At 63.1% G+C, this 19,180-nt stretch carries 11 protein-coding genes; 8 read left to right on the top strand and 3 right to left on the bottom strand.

Annotation, left to right across the window (positions count from 1 at the left end):
* Positions 1 to 26: 26 nt before the first annotated feature.
* The 3 genes from HY68_RS38725 to rimO all read right to left on the bottom strand — a co-directional run bounded on the left by HY68_RS38725 (position 27) and on the right by rimO (position 10,543).
* Entirely contained in the window at positions 27 to 7,448 is a 7,422-nt protein-coding gene (locus tag HY68_RS38725; RefSeq protein ID WP_042002406.1) for a SpvB/TcaC N-terminal domain-containing protein, read from the bottom strand.
* 325 nt (positions 7,449 to 7,773) lie between these two features.
* Positions 7,774 to 8,970, bottom strand: a complete 1,197-nt coding sequence (locus HY68_RS38720; RefSeq protein ID WP_042002405.1) for an acetylornithine transaminase — start codon at positions 8,968 to 8,970, stop codon at positions 7,774 to 7,776.
* A 244-nt stretch (positions 8,971 to 9,214) separates the two neighbouring features.
* The gene (gene rimO, locus HY68_RS38715; protein WP_198533583.1) at positions 9,215 to 10,543 is read right to left on the bottom strand and encodes a 30S ribosomal protein S12 methylthiotransferase RimO; all 1,329 of its coding nucleotides are present in this window, start codon (positions 10,541 to 10,543) and stop codon (positions 9,215 to 9,217) included.
* Positions 10,544 to 10,708: 165 nt separating this feature from the next.
* On the opposite strand from rimO, the gene HY68_RS38710 reads away from it, so the two are divergent.
* The 8 genes from HY68_RS38710 to HY68_RS38675 form a co-directional block, all read left to right on the top strand.
* Positions 10,709 to 11,296, top strand: a complete 588-nt coding sequence (locus HY68_RS38710) for an ANTAR domain-containing protein (RefSeq protein WP_042002403.1) — start codon at positions 10,709 to 10,711, stop codon at positions 11,294 to 11,296.
* The gene (locus HY68_RS38705; RefSeq protein ID WP_042002402.1) at positions 11,293 to 12,468 is read left to right on the top strand and encodes a CmpA/NrtA family ABC transporter substrate-binding protein; all 1,176 of its coding nucleotides are present in this window, start codon (positions 11,293 to 11,295) and stop codon (positions 12,466 to 12,468) included. The genes HY68_RS38710 and HY68_RS38705 overlap by 4 nt, the downstream gene beginning before the upstream one ends.
* A gap of 343 nt (positions 12,469 to 12,811) precedes the next feature.
* Entirely contained in the window at positions 12,812 to 14,140 is a 1,329-nt protein-coding gene (locus HY68_RS38700; RefSeq protein WP_042002401.1) for a CmpA/NrtA family ABC transporter substrate-binding protein, read from the top strand.
* A 68-nt stretch (positions 14,141 to 14,208) separates the two neighbouring features.
* On the top strand, positions 14,209 to 15,102 hold the full coding sequence (gene ntrB, locus HY68_RS38695; protein ID WP_042002400.1) for a nitrate ABC transporter permease: 894 nt from the start codon (positions 14,209 to 14,211) through the stop codon (positions 15,100 to 15,102).
* An 11-nt stretch (positions 15,103 to 15,113) separates the two neighbouring features.
* Positions 15,114 to 15,908: an ABC transporter ATP-binding protein gene (locus HY68_RS38690; protein WP_042002399.1), complete on the top strand. Its 795-nt coding sequence runs from the start codon at positions 15,114 to 15,116 to the stop codon at positions 15,906 to 15,908.
* 23 nt (positions 15,909 to 15,931) lie between these two features.
* Positions 15,932 to 17,146 (top strand): FAD-dependent oxidoreductase, encoded by a 1,215-nt coding sequence (locus tag HY68_RS38685; protein ID WP_052457589.1) that lies wholly within the window; start codon positions 15,932 to 15,934, stop codon positions 17,144 to 17,146.
* Positions 17,143 to 18,900 carry a NirA family protein gene (locus HY68_RS38680; RefSeq protein WP_198533582.1) on the top strand — a complete coding sequence of 586 codons (1,758 nt, stop codon included), beginning with the start codon at positions 17,143 to 17,145 and terminating at the stop codon, positions 18,898 to 18,900. The genes HY68_RS38685 and HY68_RS38680 overlap by 4 nt, the downstream gene beginning before the upstream one ends.
* On the top strand, positions 18,897 to 19,180 hold a 284-nt coding region (locus tag HY68_RS38675; protein WP_042002398.1), incomplete at its 3' end, for a hypothetical protein. The genes HY68_RS38680 and HY68_RS38675, both read left to right, overlap by 4 nt.

Here is a 19,180-nt window from a genome sequence, read left to right as displayed (position 1 = left end):
AGCCGGCATCACGGGGACGTTGCCGGCTAGTATTGATAGACTTTGCCGTTCTGCTCCTTGACCAGATAGACGGTAATGACACGGCCGGCATAGAGGCCGCCGCCGACAATACTGTTGGCGGTCTTGTTCTGCTGGAACCAGCCCAGCGGAGAATAAGACAGTCCGGTTGCCGCGGTGTCCGGCACATGGCCGACCACCTGACTCGACGCGTAAGTGCCAGGTGAGGCCGTGTTGGCGAGATCGCGTTCCTTGCCGGCGATCTTGCCAGCGTTGTAGCCGATCGAGCCGGTGGTCTTGCGGTCGCTGGAGACGCAGACCAATTGCTTGCTGGGTAACGACTGGATGTACTGGTTGGCCATCTTCGTGTAGTTGCGCACGTCACTTTCGATTGTCGCCGAGCGCTGCTCTTTGTGGAGGTCGGCGATATAGGCTGTCGAAGGCGGGCTGGCGATCAGCGTGCCCGCACTCGGGCCCGGATGGGTTGGCGGCTGCAGGATCACCAGCGGGCCGCCGGGATTATGGTAGGCGGGAATGGTTGGGATGCTGGAGGAGGAGGCGCTCTTCAGCTTGATCAGCTGGTTCGAAATTCGCGTGACCTGAGATCGGGCATTGGTGCGTTCTCTGCGGGCCTCGACCAGTTTTTTGGCGTAGATCTTCAATCCCTTGTTGGCCTGGACCTGGGCCTCGGCCAGCGCAACACCTTTCTCTGCTTTTTTCAGCCTGCCTTTCGCAGTGGCCAGCTTGGTCTGCAGGTCGGAGACAGTCGCCGTGTTCTTGGTTTTGGCCAGTCCGGTCGGATCGGTATAGGTGACCGGATTTCCGCCGACATAGAGATAGAGATTGGTGCCGTCATTGAAGCCGGCCGGATCGGCGCTGAGCCATCGGCCGAGGGAGGGCACGTAGTAACGCGCGCCGAAGTAATACAGCCCCGTCGTTGCGTCGCGCTCTTTGCCGACGTAACGGTACATCTTCAACGATTGCTCGCTGGGCGAGATCGCCGAAAACGCCGCCGTGACGCCGTAGGGGTAGTATTCCTCATTGCTGACGACGCTGCCGGCGTCGTCGAGCTCGACGGTGACCGAGCCCAAGAACGTCAGCAGCGGATAGCGCGTCAGCTTGGTGTCGAGCGAGCTGGTTTCGCGGCTGCGTTCGTCGATGGTCCAGCGATACTCGGTGGCGAATGCACGGCGGCCGTCGCTGCGCGGCACCGGCGTCAGCGCGTCGCCGCCGTGGGCGTCACGGTTGGATGCCGCATCGCCGCCGGACGAGGTTTCGCCGTAACGCAGATCGTCCAGGATCTGCAGATCGTGGCGCTCAAGGATGATCTGCGATGTGCCGTTCTGCACGCGGATGATACGGCGACGCTGGTAGGCGCCGAGATAGACGGTCTCTTCCAGTTCGGTCTCGCCGGCGGAGATCTTGCGCTGGATGGTCTTGCGCAGCCGGCGCCCCCGCGCGTCATACTGGAAAGAGGCGGAATCGTCGGCCTTGTCCTGATCGCGCTTGATGCTGGCGACGTCCAGCAGACCGTTGCGCCAGCTCCATTCCATGCCGGAGAGCGCGCCGAGATCGGTCATGTTGCCGTTGCGGTCGTAGGCCGCCGATCCGGCGTCGACCGGGGCGCCACGATTGGACAAGGGCGCAATCGCGATACGGCGGGTCCAGTTGCCGGAGGCCGCGGTGTGGCGCATCTCTGTCAGGTTGTTGCCGTCGTCATACCTGTATGTCTGCAGATAGGTCTCAAGCTCTTCGCGGTTATTGACGTCGTAGGGGCGAGGGCTGTTCTCGCGGGCCACGGTGAGCCCTGGTTGTTGTACGCCGGTGGCGCGGAGCAGCCGGTAGAGCGAGTCGGTGGTGTAATCGCTGACCGGGGAGACCGCCTGCTGCCGGAAGAACACGAGTTCGCGGGCGTTGTCGCGGGTCTGGGTGACGTTGCCGACTGGATCGTAGGTGTAGCTGCGGTCCTGGATTGTTTTGGCGCCGGAGGCGTCGGGACGTTCGGTCTTGATGTTGAGCAGCCGCAGGGTGGTCGGCTCATAGTCGAAACGCGACACGGCCTGGTTGGCCAGCGCGATGCGCATCCTCTGGTTGGAGGCGTCGTGTTCGATCTCGGTGACGATCGGCCGCGACGTGCCGTCCTGTTCCAGCGTCAACGAGGTGAGGAGGGTGGAGGGGCCGTAACTGGGAATGATCCGGCGGCCATCCGGACTTTGCTCCTCGGTGACGCGGTGCAGCGCATCGTAGCGCCAGCGTTCGACCAGCGGGACAGCCTCGAGAGCCGTCGGCCCGGCTTTGCTCCAGTCGATCTCGCCTGAATAGGCCTGGGTCAGCTGCCGTTCCAGCACAAGCGGCTGGGCCTGGATGTTGTAATCCGGATACGTGGCGGTGCCGCCCTGGTCGAAGCTCCGATAGACTTGCCCGCGGAGATTATGATCGATATCTCCGGCCTGGCCTTCGCCATAGACCACCCGTTCCGCCGTCCACCATGGCGCATCCGCCCCCTCACGGACGTCAATGTCGCTCAAACGCTGCAGACGATCGTAAGATTTGGCGATCTCCACGCCGCGTCCGTCGCATAGCCGGATCGGATTGCCATTGATGTCGGCGCACTGGGCGCGTCGCCCGGAATCGACGGCGACTTCGAGCAGGGCCGTGCCCGACATGTCGAGCAGGTACTGCACATTGTCGATCGGCGGCGTCAGCGCCATCAGGCGCGGATCGGCGATGGCGATGGTATCGCCGTCGGCGTCGAGCGTTCGTCGTGTGGTCAGATACCGCGGCACGCCGACCGTGTCATTGTCCGCCTCGACCTGGATCTGCACCCGTCGAACCGGCTCGCCGGTCGGATCCAGGATCAGCACATCCGGGGTATCGTTGAAAATCGCGGCCTTGCGCAGCGCTTCGCGCTCCGAGAGCGGCGTCTGCGGATTATCGATGTTTTGCTGGTAGTAGGTCGATTGCTTGACGGTGTCGTCTTCGTCGTAGAGCCAGCGTGTCCAGGCCCGATAGACATTCAGGTTGAAGAAGCCCTTGGGCGTGTCGATCCGCGTGGCGCGGTTGAGCGCATCGTAGTGAATGACGGTCGGAGGCGGCAGCAGGCCGGCCTCGGCCACGTCAGTGCGATCCTCATAGTGGGGCGTGTTGGAAAAATACGGCAGGTAGACTTTGACCGGCAGGCCCTTGTTGTTGAACACGGTGCGTCCGCTGACCCAGTAGCGCTCGGCCACCACGGCGCGCTGCACGGCGCCATTGGCGGTGCGGGCGAGGGCGCCGGCGGGGGGGCGGATGATGGCAGGACCAGGATCGCTGGCTTTCTTGGTTTCGATCTCGCGCGCCAGCCCGTCAATGAATTGGATTTCGAGGGTGATCGGGGACACCTTGTCCGCGGCCAGATCGCTGACATGGATTTCACGCGCCAGCGAGCAGACCGCCGTCGGCTGGCGATCTCCGCTCCATGCGAACATATCCTGGAACTGGAAGCTCGAAGCGCCCTGCAGATAGTAGGCCGGGCGGGCCACCACATCTGCCAGGGTCGTGCCGCTTCGAACCACATAATCCGACAGCGGCTTGTCTCCGGTCGCGCCCTTGTGCAGCGAGGTCGCAATCAGCCGCGCCAACGGATCATACAATCCTTCGTTGACGACAAGATTGGGGTTCGTCACACGCGCCGGCAGCAACGCCTGATAATCCATCGTCAGCTGCGTGACATTCTGTTCGCTGTCGCTCAGCCATTGCGAGAGCGTCGTGACATGCAGCTGCGCCTGGTCGTAGCTCAGCACCGATTTTGAACGCAGTGTCGAATCCGGTGCAGCGAACAGGTTTTCGATTGCTGACAGCATGTAGAACTGTCTTGGCTCGGTGAAATAGCTGCCGACGTCGCCGCGATTCCACCAATAACCGTCTTCCAGCACATAACCGGCTTGTTCCGGCAAGCCGTCTGCCAGTACGCCAAACACGTCGCGCGCGACCATGAGATCGGACGTTTCAGCTATGATCGTATACACCTGCCCGGTCGTCTGATCGGTGACCGACCAACGCTGATCGGGAGCCTCAACGGTCACGGTGCTGAGTGGGCCTTGCGGCAGGGCGATGCTGGCCAGCGCGAACTGGTCGCGCAACGCGACGGGCAGGACGGCCTGATTCAACTCCGGAACGAGGCTTGAGGACGCCCTAAACAGCTGCTGCGCGCGCAACAGGCCGTCCGGAAATACCGCGTCGGCGTCGTGATGCTCAAGCGCACGGATGCCGGTCTGTCCAAGCGGCAGCGCCGCAGTCTGCGCGTCGTTCCAGAAAAACACGCGGGAGATGTTTCGTACCCGGGCCTGCCTCGCTCCCGCCTTGAACAGCGAGGCATAGGGGACGACGTCGGCAAGTGCTTGATCGATCTGCTTGCCGATCAGTTCGAAACTGAAATAGCCGGACGGTCCGGGATCGAGGCCATTCAGTTCAAGGGTCTGTTCCTGGCAGGGAAGGCCGATCCACCGCATCCCGTCGATGACGTTGATGACGTCGGTCAGCGTAGCGGTCGCGTGCAGCGCATCCTGCTCGGGCACCCGCCCGTGTGCCGGGTTCTCGTCGCTGCGGGTATCGACCTGACGGCGCCTTGGATAATTCACGCCGCAATCGCGAACGACGATGCCGAAGCCATCGATCTCCAGCGCGAAGCTGTGCGACACCTGGGGATCGCTCGCTTCGCGCTCATAGTCGTAGACGATGGTTTCGCAATCGGCGACCAGGAACGATGCGAAGACATTGTTCGCGGTGGGCTGCAACAGGCGAACGTAGAGGCGGTTCTGCGTGACCTTATAGGGCACCGCGGCGAGAGCTGAGCCGTCCTCGCCGTAGATTTCCTCGCGGATGATGCGACCCTTGCTGGCGGACTGGGCCTGCCGCAGCAGCGGCCGGGAGTAATCCCAGATCGCTGGATCCAGGCGGTTGCCCAGGATCGGAGCGGCATCCGGGTCGCCCTGGAAGAATTGCAGTCGTTGGGCCTTGGCGAGCGCGCCGGTGGGATCGTAGGCGCCGACGTCGTACCAGGTCCTGACCAGGCTCGGCGGCTGGTGGAGAGGAGCGTTGCCGGCGTGGAAGTCGGTTGCGGCAAAAAGGCCGTCGCGCTTGAATGTTTCGAAGCTTTCGCTGTCGCGACGCTCGACACAGGCGAAGCCGCGGAACTCGCGGTCGGCCGCATCGAAGTAGCCATCATGATAGTCGAAGGTTCGAACCTGGCGGCTGCCGGTGACCTGCTCCAGAACTTCGAGACGGTCGACAACCTGCACCGGGAAGGGCAGCCGTGTCAGCCATGGCCTGCCGGTGTGCTTGTCATCGAGGAAGCAACGTGTCGACGAGCGGTAGGAGATGCGCGTCAGCGCACCGAGATGATTGTCGGTCTCGACCAGAAGATAGGGTTTTGCGCCATTGGCCCCGCCGTCGATGCCGAAATCATAAAAACTCTGGGTCGCGGCCGGTATGGCGCTGGTGAAAACCAGCCCGGCGCATCCGGTGCCGAGTACGTCGGCGGTCGTGATGCGATCCAGCGTGCTCGCCAGCTGCGGCAGCGTGATCGACACCGGCGCCGAGAAGCCGTTGCCGTTCTGGTTGCGATAGAGCGCGATGTGGTCGGGCTGGAGATACAGGATATCGGCGCAGCCCGATCCGTCGGCGTCGAGCAGCCGAATCCGGCGCGCATCGAACTCCGCGCCGAAACGCGGGACATTGTCAAAGATGACCGGTTCACCAAAACGGCCGCGACCGAGGTTGGGCCAGCACTGGACCTCGCCGTTGGTGATCACCACCCAGTGCTGCAGACCATCGCCGAACATGTCGGCGAAGGTGGTGAACATGGTCGGGTCATCCGGTGACGCCAACGGAAACGGTCGTGTCCGTCGCTGCGCCGGTCCGAAGCCGTCTGAGCCGAGCGAGGGATAAATCAGCAGGTTGCGGCCGGAAAACAGCACGAGATCGGCGAGGCCGTTGCCGCTCAGATCGATATATTGGGTCTGCTGGTCGGAAAGACTTGTGGGGGCGCGCTCGAATGGCCGAAAGGTCTGCCATTCGTCGTATTCGTGACGGTAATAGCCGGCCCGCGCCGGCGCCGTGACAACCAGATCGAGATGGCCGTTGGACTCAAGATCAAGCAGTGCCAGATCAGGGCGGCCGAGATCTCGCTCGATGGGAAACTGAAGAGGGGCGCCTTGCGCGTAGCGGCCGTCACCTTCAGGACGCCAATAGATCGTGGAGGCGGCATTGCTCTGCAGGAGTCCCGGCAGTCCGTCGCCGTCGAGATCGACCAGTTGGAATCCCGCCGGATCGAGATAACCGGGGGCCGCCGGAATCCGCTGCTCGGTGGTCAGGGTGTGAAACCTGCCCGCATCGGGCGCGAAGCCGGAATAGCTCAAGGTCAGTGCCGGCATCGCTGCCCGTGACCAGGCGATGCCGTCCTGCTGCCAGCGATAGCCGATCTGCTCGATGGAGGTGAGCAGCGCGACGAAGGGCTGCTGCTCGTAGCCAAATCGATAGGCGCGGGTCAGTGTCCTGCGGCCGTCGAACAACTCGGGAATACTGACATAGGCGAGCAGGCCGTGGCACAGCCGGTAGGTTCGCCGCTCGAAGCCGGATATGAAGCTGGAAAAGGGATCGTTCCGCATCGGCCAGGAGACGAGTGGCTGCAATGATGCATCGAAATCGAAGCCGCCATAATCGAAGACGATCTCGTAGGCGAAGCGCTCGACATCGCCATCCGGGCCACCGACGATATAGTTGCCGTATTCGATGCGGTGAGGGTAGCGGTTCGCACCCACGACACGCCCCTGATCGGCGGGACGGTCCGGAACGTTGTCGCGGTTTTCCTCGATATAGTGGAACGCGATCCGCTCCCCCTTCGCGTTCGTGCTCTGCTCGATGAACCATTCCACGATATGGCTTGGGTCCGACGGATCTGCGACCCGCGCCGCGGGCGTTTTCCCGTACTCGCTCACCACATTGTCGGTGCTGGTGGTGCGCCAGTGGCTTTGTTGCGAGGCGGCATCGACCCAATGTTCAATCAGGGTGAATTGGCTTTCGATCCGTGGCTGATAACGCGTGACCTCGAAGGCGACACCATCCTCGGTGCGCTTGGAGATCTCGCGGACCCAGGAGCCTCCCGGGTCCGGCAGCAGCGACGGGACGAGATCCTCACCGGTGAAGGTGACCGGATCGCTGCCGTCGTAACGCGGCACGCCGAAGCGCGTGTTCAGGGAAAAGCTGGGGATGTCGATGGAGAAGCCGACGCCGAACAGGCCATTGCCGCCGCCACTGGAATAACTGATCGCGAGCTGCAGCGTGAGCTCACGGGCTACCGGCAGGTCGAATGGAAAGATCAGCGTGCCGCTGCCGAGGTTTTCGTCGGCGGCAAAGGCACTCGGTGGATCGCCGGTTCGTCCACCTCCGCTCGGCAGGGTGAGCTTGGGCAACGCAATCGTAGCTGACTGACGATCCGTCGGCCGTGGCATCTGCCCTTCCTACCTGGCAAGCTGCGCGGGGGTCTTCCGATTTATCACTTGATGAGGTTGTGGTCGGGCCACGGTGCAATCAGAACGCCTTTCCGGAGGGATTGCAAGCCAAAGTTGTGCTCCGAGAAAATTAAATCTTTGGTTTAGCGGAAATGCGCCTCCGGATACGACATCACACAAGGGGGCAGGGCTCCAAACCATGACGTGGTGTGACCGAGCACGGCCCTCGAAATCGATCGGCGGCAGCCTCGGTGACGAGCGCTACCGTCGATCTCTCATGCTCACGTCAGCCGACGCAGCGCGCCACGCCGAGCTTGCGCAGGATGGTGTCGAGCATCGTGATCATCTGCATGATCTCATCACGCGTGACGTTCAGGGCCGGCATGAACCGTAGCGTATCTGGCTGTGGCGCGTTGAGCAGCACGCCATCCTGCAGCCCTTCGGCAACGATCGCTGCGCCGATCGGGCGCTTCAGGTCGAGCGCAAGCAGCAGTCCCTTGCCGCGGACACTGCCGAGACCGTGCCGCGCCGACAATCGCTGCAATTCGCTTTCGAGAAACAGCCCGTTGCCGGTCACCGCCTTCAGAAAATCCGGCTGAGCGACCTGCTGCAAAACCGCGAGACCGGCCGCGCACATCAGCGGATTGCCGTTGAAGGTGCCGCCCTGGTCGCCATGCGCGAAACAGGACGCAGCCTCGGTCGCTAGCAGGGCCGCGAGCGGCACGCCGCCGCCGATGCCTTTGCCCAGGGTCATGATATCCGGCGTGATGCCGGCGTGCTCGTAGTGGAACAGCTTTCCGGTCCGGCCGATGCCGGTCTGGATCTCATCGACGATCAGCAGCAGCCCTTGCTCCGTTGTCAACGCGCGCAACGCCTGCAGAAATTCGTCCGTCGCCGGCCACACGCCGGCCTCGCCCTGGATCGGCTCCAGCATCACGCCGATGGTCTTGTCGCCGATCAGGCGTTTGACCGAGTCGATGTCGTTGAGCTTCGCTTTCGGAAAGCCGGGGACTTTCGGCTCGAACAAGGGCTCGAACGCCTTCTTGCCGCACGCCGACATGGTGGCCAGCGTCCGGCCATGGAAGCCGCCTTCGAAGGTGATGATTTCATAGGCGCCGTTGCGATGCAGCGCACCGTATTTGCGGGCGAGCTTGATCGCGCCTTCGTTGGCCTCCGCACCGGAATTGGTGAAAAACACCTGCCGGAAGCAGCTCTGATCGACGAGGGCTTTTGCCAGCTTGACGCTCGGGCCATTGTAGAATGCAGGACTCGGCGTCAGCAGCAGTTTCGCCTGCGCGGCAAGCGCGTCGGCAATCGCCGGCGGCGAGTGTCCCAGGCAGTTCACAGCCCAGCCCTGCACGAAATCGAGATAGCGCTTGCCGGCGTCATCCCACAGCCATGCGCCTTCGCCGCGCGCGAACACGACGGGCGGGCGCGCCGTGATGTCCATCAGCGCATCGAACGGATGTATTGCAACGGTCATGGGGCACTCCTGTGATTGACACCGTGGGGGGAAGTTTTGGGCCAAAACGCGAGAAGGCCGCACCTTGCGGGTGCGGCCTTCTCGAAAACGTTGCTGATTTATTTGTTCAGCGTTGTCGTCGGACACGGCGCGACCCATCATCGTCGAACGAGCGACGACGGCGGTCTGCGCGGATGATGGTCCGGGTCAATGTCATGGGGCGGGCCAATACATCCGAATGGCCCGTGGTGTCAAGCGGCAGCGATCAGAAGCCTGCGACACTGCCATGCAGGTCGTATTCGTCGGCGCGCTCGATCTTGGCGGTGACGATGTCGCCGACACGCAGCGGACGACGGCTGGTGACGTAGACATTGCCATCGATCTGAGGCGCGTCCGCCTTGGAGCGCCCCTTCGCAACACTTGGGCCGACCTCGTCGATGATCACCTGCTGACGGGTGCCGACCTTGCGCTTCAGCCGTCGCGCCGAGATCTTCTGTTGCCGCGCCATCAGCGCATTCCAGCGCTCGGCCTTGATCTCGTCGGGGACAGCGTTGTCCAGCGCGTTCGAGGTCGCTCCGGCAACGGGTTCGTATTTGAAGCACCCGACGCGATCGATCTCGGCCTCGTCGAGCCAGTCCAGCAGATAAGCGAAATCGGAATCGGTCTCGCCGGGGAAGCCGACGATGAAGGTCGAGCGCAAGGTCAGGTCAGGGCACTGTTCACGCCACGCCTTGATCCGTCCCAGGGTCTTGTCCTGCGCAGCGGGACGTTTCATCTGCTTGAGCACGTCGGGGCTTGCATGCTGGAACGGGATGTCGAGGTAAGGCAGCACCTTGCCCTCGGTCATCAGGCCGATGACTTCATCGACATGCGGGTAGGGGTAGACGTATTGCAGGCGGACCCAGGCGCCGAGTTCACCGAGTTCGCGGGCGAGATCGTAGAAGCGGGTGCGGACCTCGCGATCCTTCCATTGGGCCGGCGCATATTTCAGATCGATGCCGTAAGCCGAGGTATCCTGCGACACCACCAGCAACTCCTTGACGCCGGCATTGACCAGCTTCTCGGCCTCGCGCAGCACGTCGTCGGCGGTGCGCGAAACGAGGTCGCCGCGCAGCTTGGGAATGATGCAGAAGGTGCAGCGGTTGTTGCAGCCTTCGGAGATCTTCAGATAGGCGTAGTGCCGCGGCGTCAGCTTGATGCCCTGCGGCGGCACCAGGTCGAGGTGCGGGTTATGCAGCGGCGGGATGGCGCGATGCACGGCGTCCAGCACGCTTTCGTACTGCTGCGGGCCGGTGATCGACAGCACGCCCGGATAGGCCTGCTCGATCTGTTCGGGCTCGGCGCCCATGCAGCCGGTGACGATGACCTTGCCGTTCTCGGCCATGGCCTCGCCGATGGCGCCGAGCGATTCCTGCTTGGCGCTGTCGAGGAAACCGCAGGTGTTGACGATGACGAGGTCGGCGCCGTCATGCTTGCGCGCCAGCTCATAGCCTTCCGCGCGCAGCCGCGTGATGATGCGCTCGGAATCCACCAGCGCCTTGGGGCAACCCAAGGACACGAAACTGACTTTTGGCGCGACGCCCTTGTCCATCATTCTCCATCCGGTTAGAAGCGGAGGAGCTAGCCTTGATTACTGTTGATTTCAAGGCCAGTTAAGGTCCGACCGTGTGCCGGCGCGGATCTGGACACCTCGGGCCCAATGACGCGCCTGTTTGCAGATAACCGTGGTGGGCCGGCCTGACCGGCGAATGAGCGTTGAATGCCGGCGGAATCGACCAAAATCGTGATTGTCGACGAAAGTCCGATCCGGGCCGCCATCCTGCAGGAGGGGCTGCGGGAGGCGGGATTTACCGCTGTTGAGCATATCAGCGAGATGCAGAACCTGCTGGCGCGCATCTACGCCATCGATCCGGATGTGATCGTGATCGACCTCGAAAACCCCAGCCGCGACGTGCTGGAACAGATGTTCCAGGTCAGCCGGGCTGTCAGGCGTCCCATCGCCATGTTCGTCGACCAGAGTGATTCCGCCTCCATCCAGGCCTCGGTCGATGCCGGGGTCTCGGCCTATATCGTCGACGGCCTGAAGAAGGAGCGGATCAAGCCGGTGCTCGATCTCTGCATCTCGCGCTTCAACGCGTTCGCGCGGCTGCAGGATGAGCTCGACCGCACCAAGTCGGCGCTGGAAGAGCGCAAGGTCATCGATCGGGCCAAAGGCTTGCTGATGAAGCTGAAGGGGCTGACCGAAGACGAGGCCTATGTGCTGATGCGGTCGACCGCGATGCGCGAGAAAAAGAAGATCGCCGATATCGCACAGTCGATCATCACGGCTGCGGAGATGTTGAAATGACCGGCAAACCGTTGCGCATCGGATTCATTCCGCTGATCGACGCCGCAGCGCTGATCGTCGCGGTCGACAAGGGGTTCACAGCAGCGGAGGGGCTGGACGTCACGCTGGTGCGCGAAGTCTCTTGGTCCAATGTGCGCGACAAGCTCAATCTCGGCCTGTTCGACGCCGCCCATCTGCTGGCGCCGGTCGCCATCGCCTCGAGCCTCGGCCTCGGTCATGTCAAGGTGCCGATTATTGCCCCGTTCACGCTGGGTGTGAACGGCAATGCGATCACCATTTCACCGGCTCTGCATGCCGCGATCATGGTGCAGATCGAAGGTGACGTGACCGATCCGATGGTGACGGCAAAGGCGTTGGCTCGCGTCGTTGCAGCCCGCCGGGACAAGGGGCTGGAGCCGCTGACCTTCGGCATGACGTTTCCGTTTTCCACCCATAATTACCAGTTGCGGTTCTGGATGGCGGCGGGCGGCGTGGATCCCGATGAGGACGTGCGCCTGGTGGTGTTGCCGCCGCCCTATATGGTGGACAGCCTGGCCAACGGTCATGTCGATGCGTTCTGTGTCGGCGCGCCCTGGAATTCGGTCGCCGTCGATCTCGGCATCGGCCACATCCTGCATTTCGTCTCGGACATCCTGGTGCGGGCCGCCGAGAAGGTGCTGGCGGTGCGCCAGCGCTGGGCCGATGACAATCCCGACACTCTCGCTGCGTTGGTGCGCGCCTGCCAGCGTGCCGCTGCCTTCATCGAGAAGCCGGAGAACCGGGCCGTAGCGGCCGAGATCCTGGCCGGTTCGGACCGGATGGGCGTCGATGCCGAAGTCATCCGCCGTACCCTCGACGGTCGCCTGAAGATATCGCCCGATGGCAAGCTCCGCGAAAGCGGGCGCTACCTCTTGGTCGGCCGGGAGGGCGCCGCGCGGCCTGATCCGGTCCAGGCGGCGTGGCTCTACGCCCAGATGGTCCGTTGGGGCCAAACCGCGGCCACGCCGGAGGCGCTCCAGATTGCCAAGTCCGTCTTCAGGCCCGATCTCTATGACAGAGCGCTCGGTTCGACCGCGGAGCCGGCGCACGGAGTCGCCGATGGCATTGGCGCGTTTACGGGCCCGGCATTCGATCCCGACGACATCGCAAATCACCTCAAGTCCTTTGCCATTCGTCGGCCTTCCAGAGCCTGAAACTCCGCAGGCATCCTTCGCTGCCTAAACTTTGTGCGGTGCACACAAATCAATCTGCATGCAAACCGGAAAGGCCGGCCGCAGGGCTGCGCCTTGGGATGCGATTCGATGAATTGAAATTAAATCAATAGGTTATCCGGATTTAAAAACTGGCACGGAGTTTGAATAAAAGGATTCCAGGCTGAGACGAAGGCCATCGGTCCGCTGGAGGACCAAACAGCAATGCCGCTGTCCCGAGGAAACGCATCCGCGCGCTCCCCGGGGGCGGCATTTGTCGTTTGGAGCGGACGCAAGGCCGGACTGGCAGCACTCAGGGCCACACCGGAAAAGGAAGACGGACACGATGACGAAGACCACCAAGGGATCCAACGAAGGATCAAACGGCCGCAGCGTCAATCGGCGCACGCTGATCAAGGCCGGCGCCGGCACGGCCGCACTGTTGGCCTCGATCAAGCTGAACTTTCCAGGCGGCGCATTTGCGCAAGGCGCGGGACCGGAAGTGAAGGGCGCCAAGCTCGGCTTCATCGCGCTGACCGATGCATCGCCGCTGTTCGTTGCCAAGGAGAAGGGCATCTTCGCCAAATACGGCATGCCCGATGTCGAGGTGCAGAAGCAGGCCTCGTGGGGCACCACCCGCGACAATCTGGTGCTGGGATCCGAAGGCAACGGTATCGACGGCGCACACATCCTGACGCCGATGCCCTATCTCATTTCATCCGGCAAGGTGACGCAGAACAACGTGCCGACGCCGATGTACATCCTGGCGCGGCTGAACCTGAACGGCCAGTGCATCTCGGTCGCCAAGGAGTACAGCGACCTGAAGATCGGCGTCGATACCACCCCGTTCAAGCCGGCACTCGACAAGAAGAAGGCATCGGGGAAAGCCGTCAAGGCGGCGATGACGTTCCCGGGCGGCACCCACGATTTGTGGATTCGCTATTGGCTCGCGGCAGGAGGCATTGATCCCGACAAGGACATCGAAACGATCGTTGTCCCCCCGGCCCAGATGGTCGCGAACATGAAAGTGGGCACCATGGACGCGTTCTGCGTCTGTGAGCCGTGGAATCTGCAGCTCATCCATCAGGAGATCGGATACACCGCGCTGACCACCGGCGAATTGTGGGACAAGCACCCGGAAAAATCCTTCGGTCTGCGCGCGGCGTACGTCGACAAGTATCCGAAGGCGGCCAAGGCCCTGCTGATGGCCGTCATGGAAGCTCAGCAGTGGTGCGAGAAGATGGAGAACCGCGAAGAAACCGCGGCGATCTGCGCCAAGCGCCAGTGGATCAACGTTCCGGTCGAGGACGTCACTGACCGCATGAAGGGCAAGTTCGACTATGGCACCGGCCGCGTGGTCGACAACAGTCCGCATCAGATGCGCTTCTGGAAAGACCAGGCGTCGTATCCGTTCCAGAGCCACGACCTCTGGTTCATCACCGAAGATATCCGCTGGGGCAAGTATGAGGCGAACTACGATGCCAAGGCGTTGATCGCCAAGGTCAACCGCGAGGATCTGTGGCGCGAGGCGGCGAAGGAACTTGGCGTTGCCGCGTCCGACATCCCGACCTCGACCTCGCGTGGCAAGGAAACCTTCTTCGACGGCAAGGTCTTCGATCCGGAAAATCCGTCGGCGTACCTCAAGTCGCTCACGATCAAGCGGGTGGAAGCCTGACGACTGTCGGGCCGCCTGTCCGCGGGCGGCCCCGCTCCCTTTGAATTTCGATCCTGGAGAATCACGCAATGAACATGCCCGCGCTCAAGACCGAGCCCGTCACCAAAGTGCCGGCCGTGTCGGCGCCGATCCTGACTTTGTCGCCGAAGCGCCCGCCGCTGACCGACAAATTGTTGAAGTTCGGTCGGGAAGCATCGGCGCGGGTCATCCCGCCGGTGATCGTGATCGCGCTTTTTCTGCTGGTGTGGGAGCTCTTGTGCCGCAAGGCCGGCTCGACGCTGCCGCCGCCATCGCGCGTCCTGCGTGATACCAGGGAATTGATCCTCGATCCGTTCTTCGACCATGGCGGCATCGACAAGGGGCTGTTCTGGCACTTGTCCGCGAGCCTGCAGCGCGTCGCCCTCGGCTACTCGCTCTCCGTGGTCGTCGGCGTCGCGCTGGGAACGCTGGTTGGTCAATCGGTGTGGGCGATGCGCGGCCTCGATCCGATCTTCCAGGTGCTGCGCACCATCCCGCCGCTGGCCTGGCTGCCGCTGTCACTGGCCGCATTCCGCGACGGCCAGCCGTCGGCGATCTTCGTCATCTTCATCACCTCGATCTGGCCGATCATCATCAACACCGCCGTCGGCATTCGCAACATTCCGCAGGACTATCGCAACGTCGCGGCGGTGGTGCAGCTCAATCCGCTGGAGTTCTTCGCCAAGATCATGATCCCGGCCGCCGCGCCGTACATCTTCACGGGTCTGCGTATCGGCATCGGACTGTCGTGGCTCGCGATCATCGCAGCCGAAATGCTGATCGGCGGCGTCGGCATCGGCTTCTTCATCTGGGACGCCTGGAATTCCTCGCACATCAGCGAAATCATCCTGGCGCTTTTCTATGTAGGCATCATCGGTTTCGTGCTGGACCGCATGATCGCGCTGCTTGCGACCATCGTCACCCGCGGCACTGCTACCAACTGAGGGAGATTGTCATGCAGGCCTATCTCAAGCTCGACCACATCGACAAGACCTTCACACGCGGCGCGACCGAAACCGAGGTCCTGAAGGATATCAATCTGACCATCGCGCAGGGCGAATATGTCTCGATCATCGGCCACTCCGGCTGCGGCAAGTCGACGATGCTCAACATCGTCGCCGGGCTCACGCCGGCCACCCGTGGCGGCGTGTTGCTGGAAGATCGGGAGGTGAATTCGCCGGGGCCCGACCGCGCCGTCGTGTTTCAGAACCACAGCCTGCTGCCGTGGCTGACGGTCTATGACAACGTTCGGCTTGGCGTCGACAAGGTTTTTGCCAAGAGCAAGAGCCGGACCGAGCGCGATGCCTGGGTGATGCACAATCTCAATCTGGTGCAGATGGCCCACGCCAAGGACAAGCGTCCGGGTGAAATCTCCGGCGGCATGAAGCAGCGTGTGGGTATTGCGCGGGCGCTGGCCATGGAGCCGAAGGTGCTGCTGCTCGACGAGCCGTTTGGCGCGCTCGATGCGTTGACCCGCGCCCATCTGCAGGACTCGGTGATGGCGCTGCACCAGAAGCTCAACAATACGGTGATGATGATCACCCACGACGTCGACGAAGCCGTGCTGTTGTCCGATCGCATCGTGATGATGACCAACGGTCCGAGCGCCAGGATCGGCGAGATCCTCGACGTGCCGCTGCCGCACCCGCGCAAGCGTCTCGAGCTGGCGGCCAATCCGACTTACCTCAAGTGCCGGCAGCGCGTGCTCGAGTTCCTTTACGAACGGCATCGGTATGTGGAAGCGGCGTAACTTCACAGAGTGAGGCGGCTACCGTGAGTGAACCCCTTGTCATCATCGGTAACGGCATGGCCGCCGCACGGTTGGCGGAGGAACTCGCCAAGCGCACGCTTGGGAAATATGCGGTTGCGATCATCGGCGACGAGCCGCGGCTTGCCTATAACCGCGTGCTGCTGTCGTCCGTGCTGGCCGGCGAGGTCGCATCCGCGGACATCGAGCTCAAGCCGGCGCAATGGTGGCGCGACCGGGGCGTCACACTGAGTTATGGCCGGGCGGCGACATCGGTCGATGTCGAAAGCAGGACCGTGCAACTGGCGGATGGCCGCGCGGTGCCGTTTGCCAAGCTGGTGTTCGCCACCGGCTCGCAGGCGCTGCGATTGAACGTGCCGGGCGCTCAGCTCGACGGCGTCCATACCTTTCGCGACAGCCGCGATGTCGATCTGCTGCTGCGACTGGCCGCCGAGAAGAAGCGCGTTGTGGTGATCGGCGGGGGACTGCTGGGACTCGAGGCCGCCTATGGGCTGGCCAAGGCCGGATCGAACGTCACCCTGGTGCATCTGATGGATCGCCTGATGGAACGCCAGCTCGACACCCCGGCCGGCGCGCTGCTCAAGCGTCTGGTCGAGGCCAAGGGTGTCAGCGTCGTGCTGGAGGCGAGCACGTCGCATATTGTCGGGGAGACGGTCGTCGAAGGGATCACGTTTGCCGACGGCACCAGCATTGCAACCGACGCGGTGATTTTCGCCGCCGGCATTCGCCCCAATGCGGGCCTGGCCCGGGACGCAGGTGTGAGCGTCAATCGCGGCATCGTCGTCGACGACCTGATGCAGACATCGGTGCCGGGTATCTACGCGCTCGGCGAGTGTGCCGAACATCGTGGCACCTGTTACGGGTTGGTCGAGCCGGCCTATGAGCAGGCGCGGGTGCTGGCGGATGTGCTGGGCGAGGGGCGTGCGCAGTACGCCGGCAGCGTCGTCGCCACCAATCTGAAGGTTTCGGGTGTCAGCGTTTTCTCGGCTGGCGATTTTCTCGGCAGTGCCGCAAGCGAAGCGATCGTTCTGAATGATGCGCGGCTTGCAACCTACAAGAAGCTGGTTGTGGAGAACGATCGGCTGACCGGCGCAGTGCTGGTCGGCGATACCCAGGATGCGCTCTGGTACCTGGAGCTGATCCGGACTGCGGCGCCGATCGCCGCGATCCGCGATGATCTGATGTTCGGCCGCGCGCTTGCCGAACGAAAGGCCGCATGATCATGTCCGGTGATTTTACCCCCGACCAGAAGCGCTACCTCGAGGGGTTTGTCTCCGGCCTCAGCGCCTCGCGCGCCGCGCGGGCGAACGCACCGGCACATTCCGAACCCGTCGGCCCGGATGCCATTCACCTCAAGGCCCAGGACCGGACGGTCGCTGCCGGCGGCAAGCTCAACGAGCAGGAAAAAATCAAGCGCGACGAACATCCGTTCGATGCCTATCCGCGTCTGGTCGCCCAGGCGCATGCCAACGAGGCGCCGAAACCGGCCGACAATTTTCGCTGGCGCTACTACGGCATCTTCTACGTCGCGCCGGCGCAGAACTCCTACATGTGCCGGATGCGGATTCCGAATGGCATTCTCAAGCACTGGCAGTTCGCCGGCGTGGCCGATCTGGCCGAGCAGTTCGCGGGCGGCTACGCCCATGTCACGACCCGTGCCAACCTGCAGATCCGCGAGATCGAACCGAAGAACGCCATCAATGTCATCGAGGGCATTCAGGATCTCGGGCTGTGCTCGCGGGGATCGGGGGCGGACAATATCCGCAATGTCACGGGAACGCCGACCGCGGGGATCGATCCGCAGGAACTGCTGGACACCCGCCCGCATGCGCGGGAATGGCATTATCATATCCTGAATGATCGCTCGCTGTTCGGGCTGCCGCGAAAGTTCAACGTCGCATTCGATGGCGCGGGTCGCATCCCGGTGCTCGAGGATACCAACGATATCGCGTTCCAGGCTGTTGAACTGAAAGAGGGGCATGGCGCTGATGCCGCGATCTATTACCGGCTGGCGCTCGGCGGCATCACCGGTCACAAGGATCTCGCCCGCGACACCGGTGTGATCCTGAAGCCGGCGGAGGCAACCCGGGTTGCCGACGCCATCGTGCGCGTCTTCATCGAACACGGCGATCGTACCAATCGCAACAAGGCGCGGCTGAAGTACGTGCTCGATGCGTGGGGATTCGAAAAGTTCCTCAAGGCGGTCGAAGACAAGCTCGGGTACGCGTTGACCAGGGTCCCGGCCGATGCCGTTGCTCCTCGGCCAGCGTATGACCGGACAGCCCATCTGGGTGTTCATCCGCAAAAACAGGCCGGTCGCAACTGGATCGGCATCGCCTTGAAGCTCGGGCGGCTGTCGCCGGCGCAGATTCGCGGCCTGGCGAAACTGGCGCAGGATTACGGTGACGGCGACATCCGATTGACGGTCTGGCAGAACCTGTTGCTGTCCGGAATCGCCGACGCCGATGTCACCACGGTCGTCGAGGCGATCAAGCTGCTCGATCTGGCGATCGAGACGTCGGCCATTCGCGCCGGGCTGGTGGCCTGTACCGGGGCAACCGGGTGCCGCTTCGCCGCCGCGCACACCAAGGAAAATGCCGATGAGATCGCGGCCTGGTGCGAAGAGCGCGTTGCGCTCGATACGCCGGTGAATGTTCACCTGACCGGCTGCCATCACTCGTGCGCGCAGCATTATATCGGGGACATCGGATTGATCGGCGCCCGCGTGCCGCTGAACGACGATGGCGACACGGTGGACGGCTATCACCTCCATGTCGGCGGCGGGTTCGGGCCGGACGGTGCCATGGCCCGTGAACTTTATCGCGACGTCAAGGCCGAGGATGCGCCGCGCGCGGTCGAGCGTGTGCTCAGGGCCTATCTCGCGAACCGCACGGACGCCACAGAGACCTTCGTCCGCTTCGCCGCCCGCAACGATATCGACACCCTTAGGCGTATGGCGGAGACCGTGGAATGAACCAGATGTCGCCTTCGCCACCGATCGCGCTGATCCCCGAGACCGCGCCGTTTTCCGCCGAGCAGCGCTCCTGGTTGAACGGATTTCTGGCCGGGCTGGTGTCGCTGGATGGGGCGGGTGTCACGCCGCTGTCGGCGGAGCAGGGCGCGGCCGTGATGCAACAGGCCGCCGGCGACGGCGATGACGGCGAGGCGCCCTGGCACGACCAGACCATGCCGATGGCCGAGCGCATGAAGCTTGCCGAAGGCCGGCCGCTGCGCCGCCGGATGATGGCGGCGAT

This window comes from Streptomyces sp. AcH 505, assembly GCF_000818175.1.
Lineage (GTDB): Bacteria > Actinomycetota > Actinomycetes > Streptomycetales > Streptomycetaceae > Streptomyces.
Note: the sequence above shows the minus strand (reverse complement) of the source record. Positions and strands in the feature narration are given on the sequence as shown.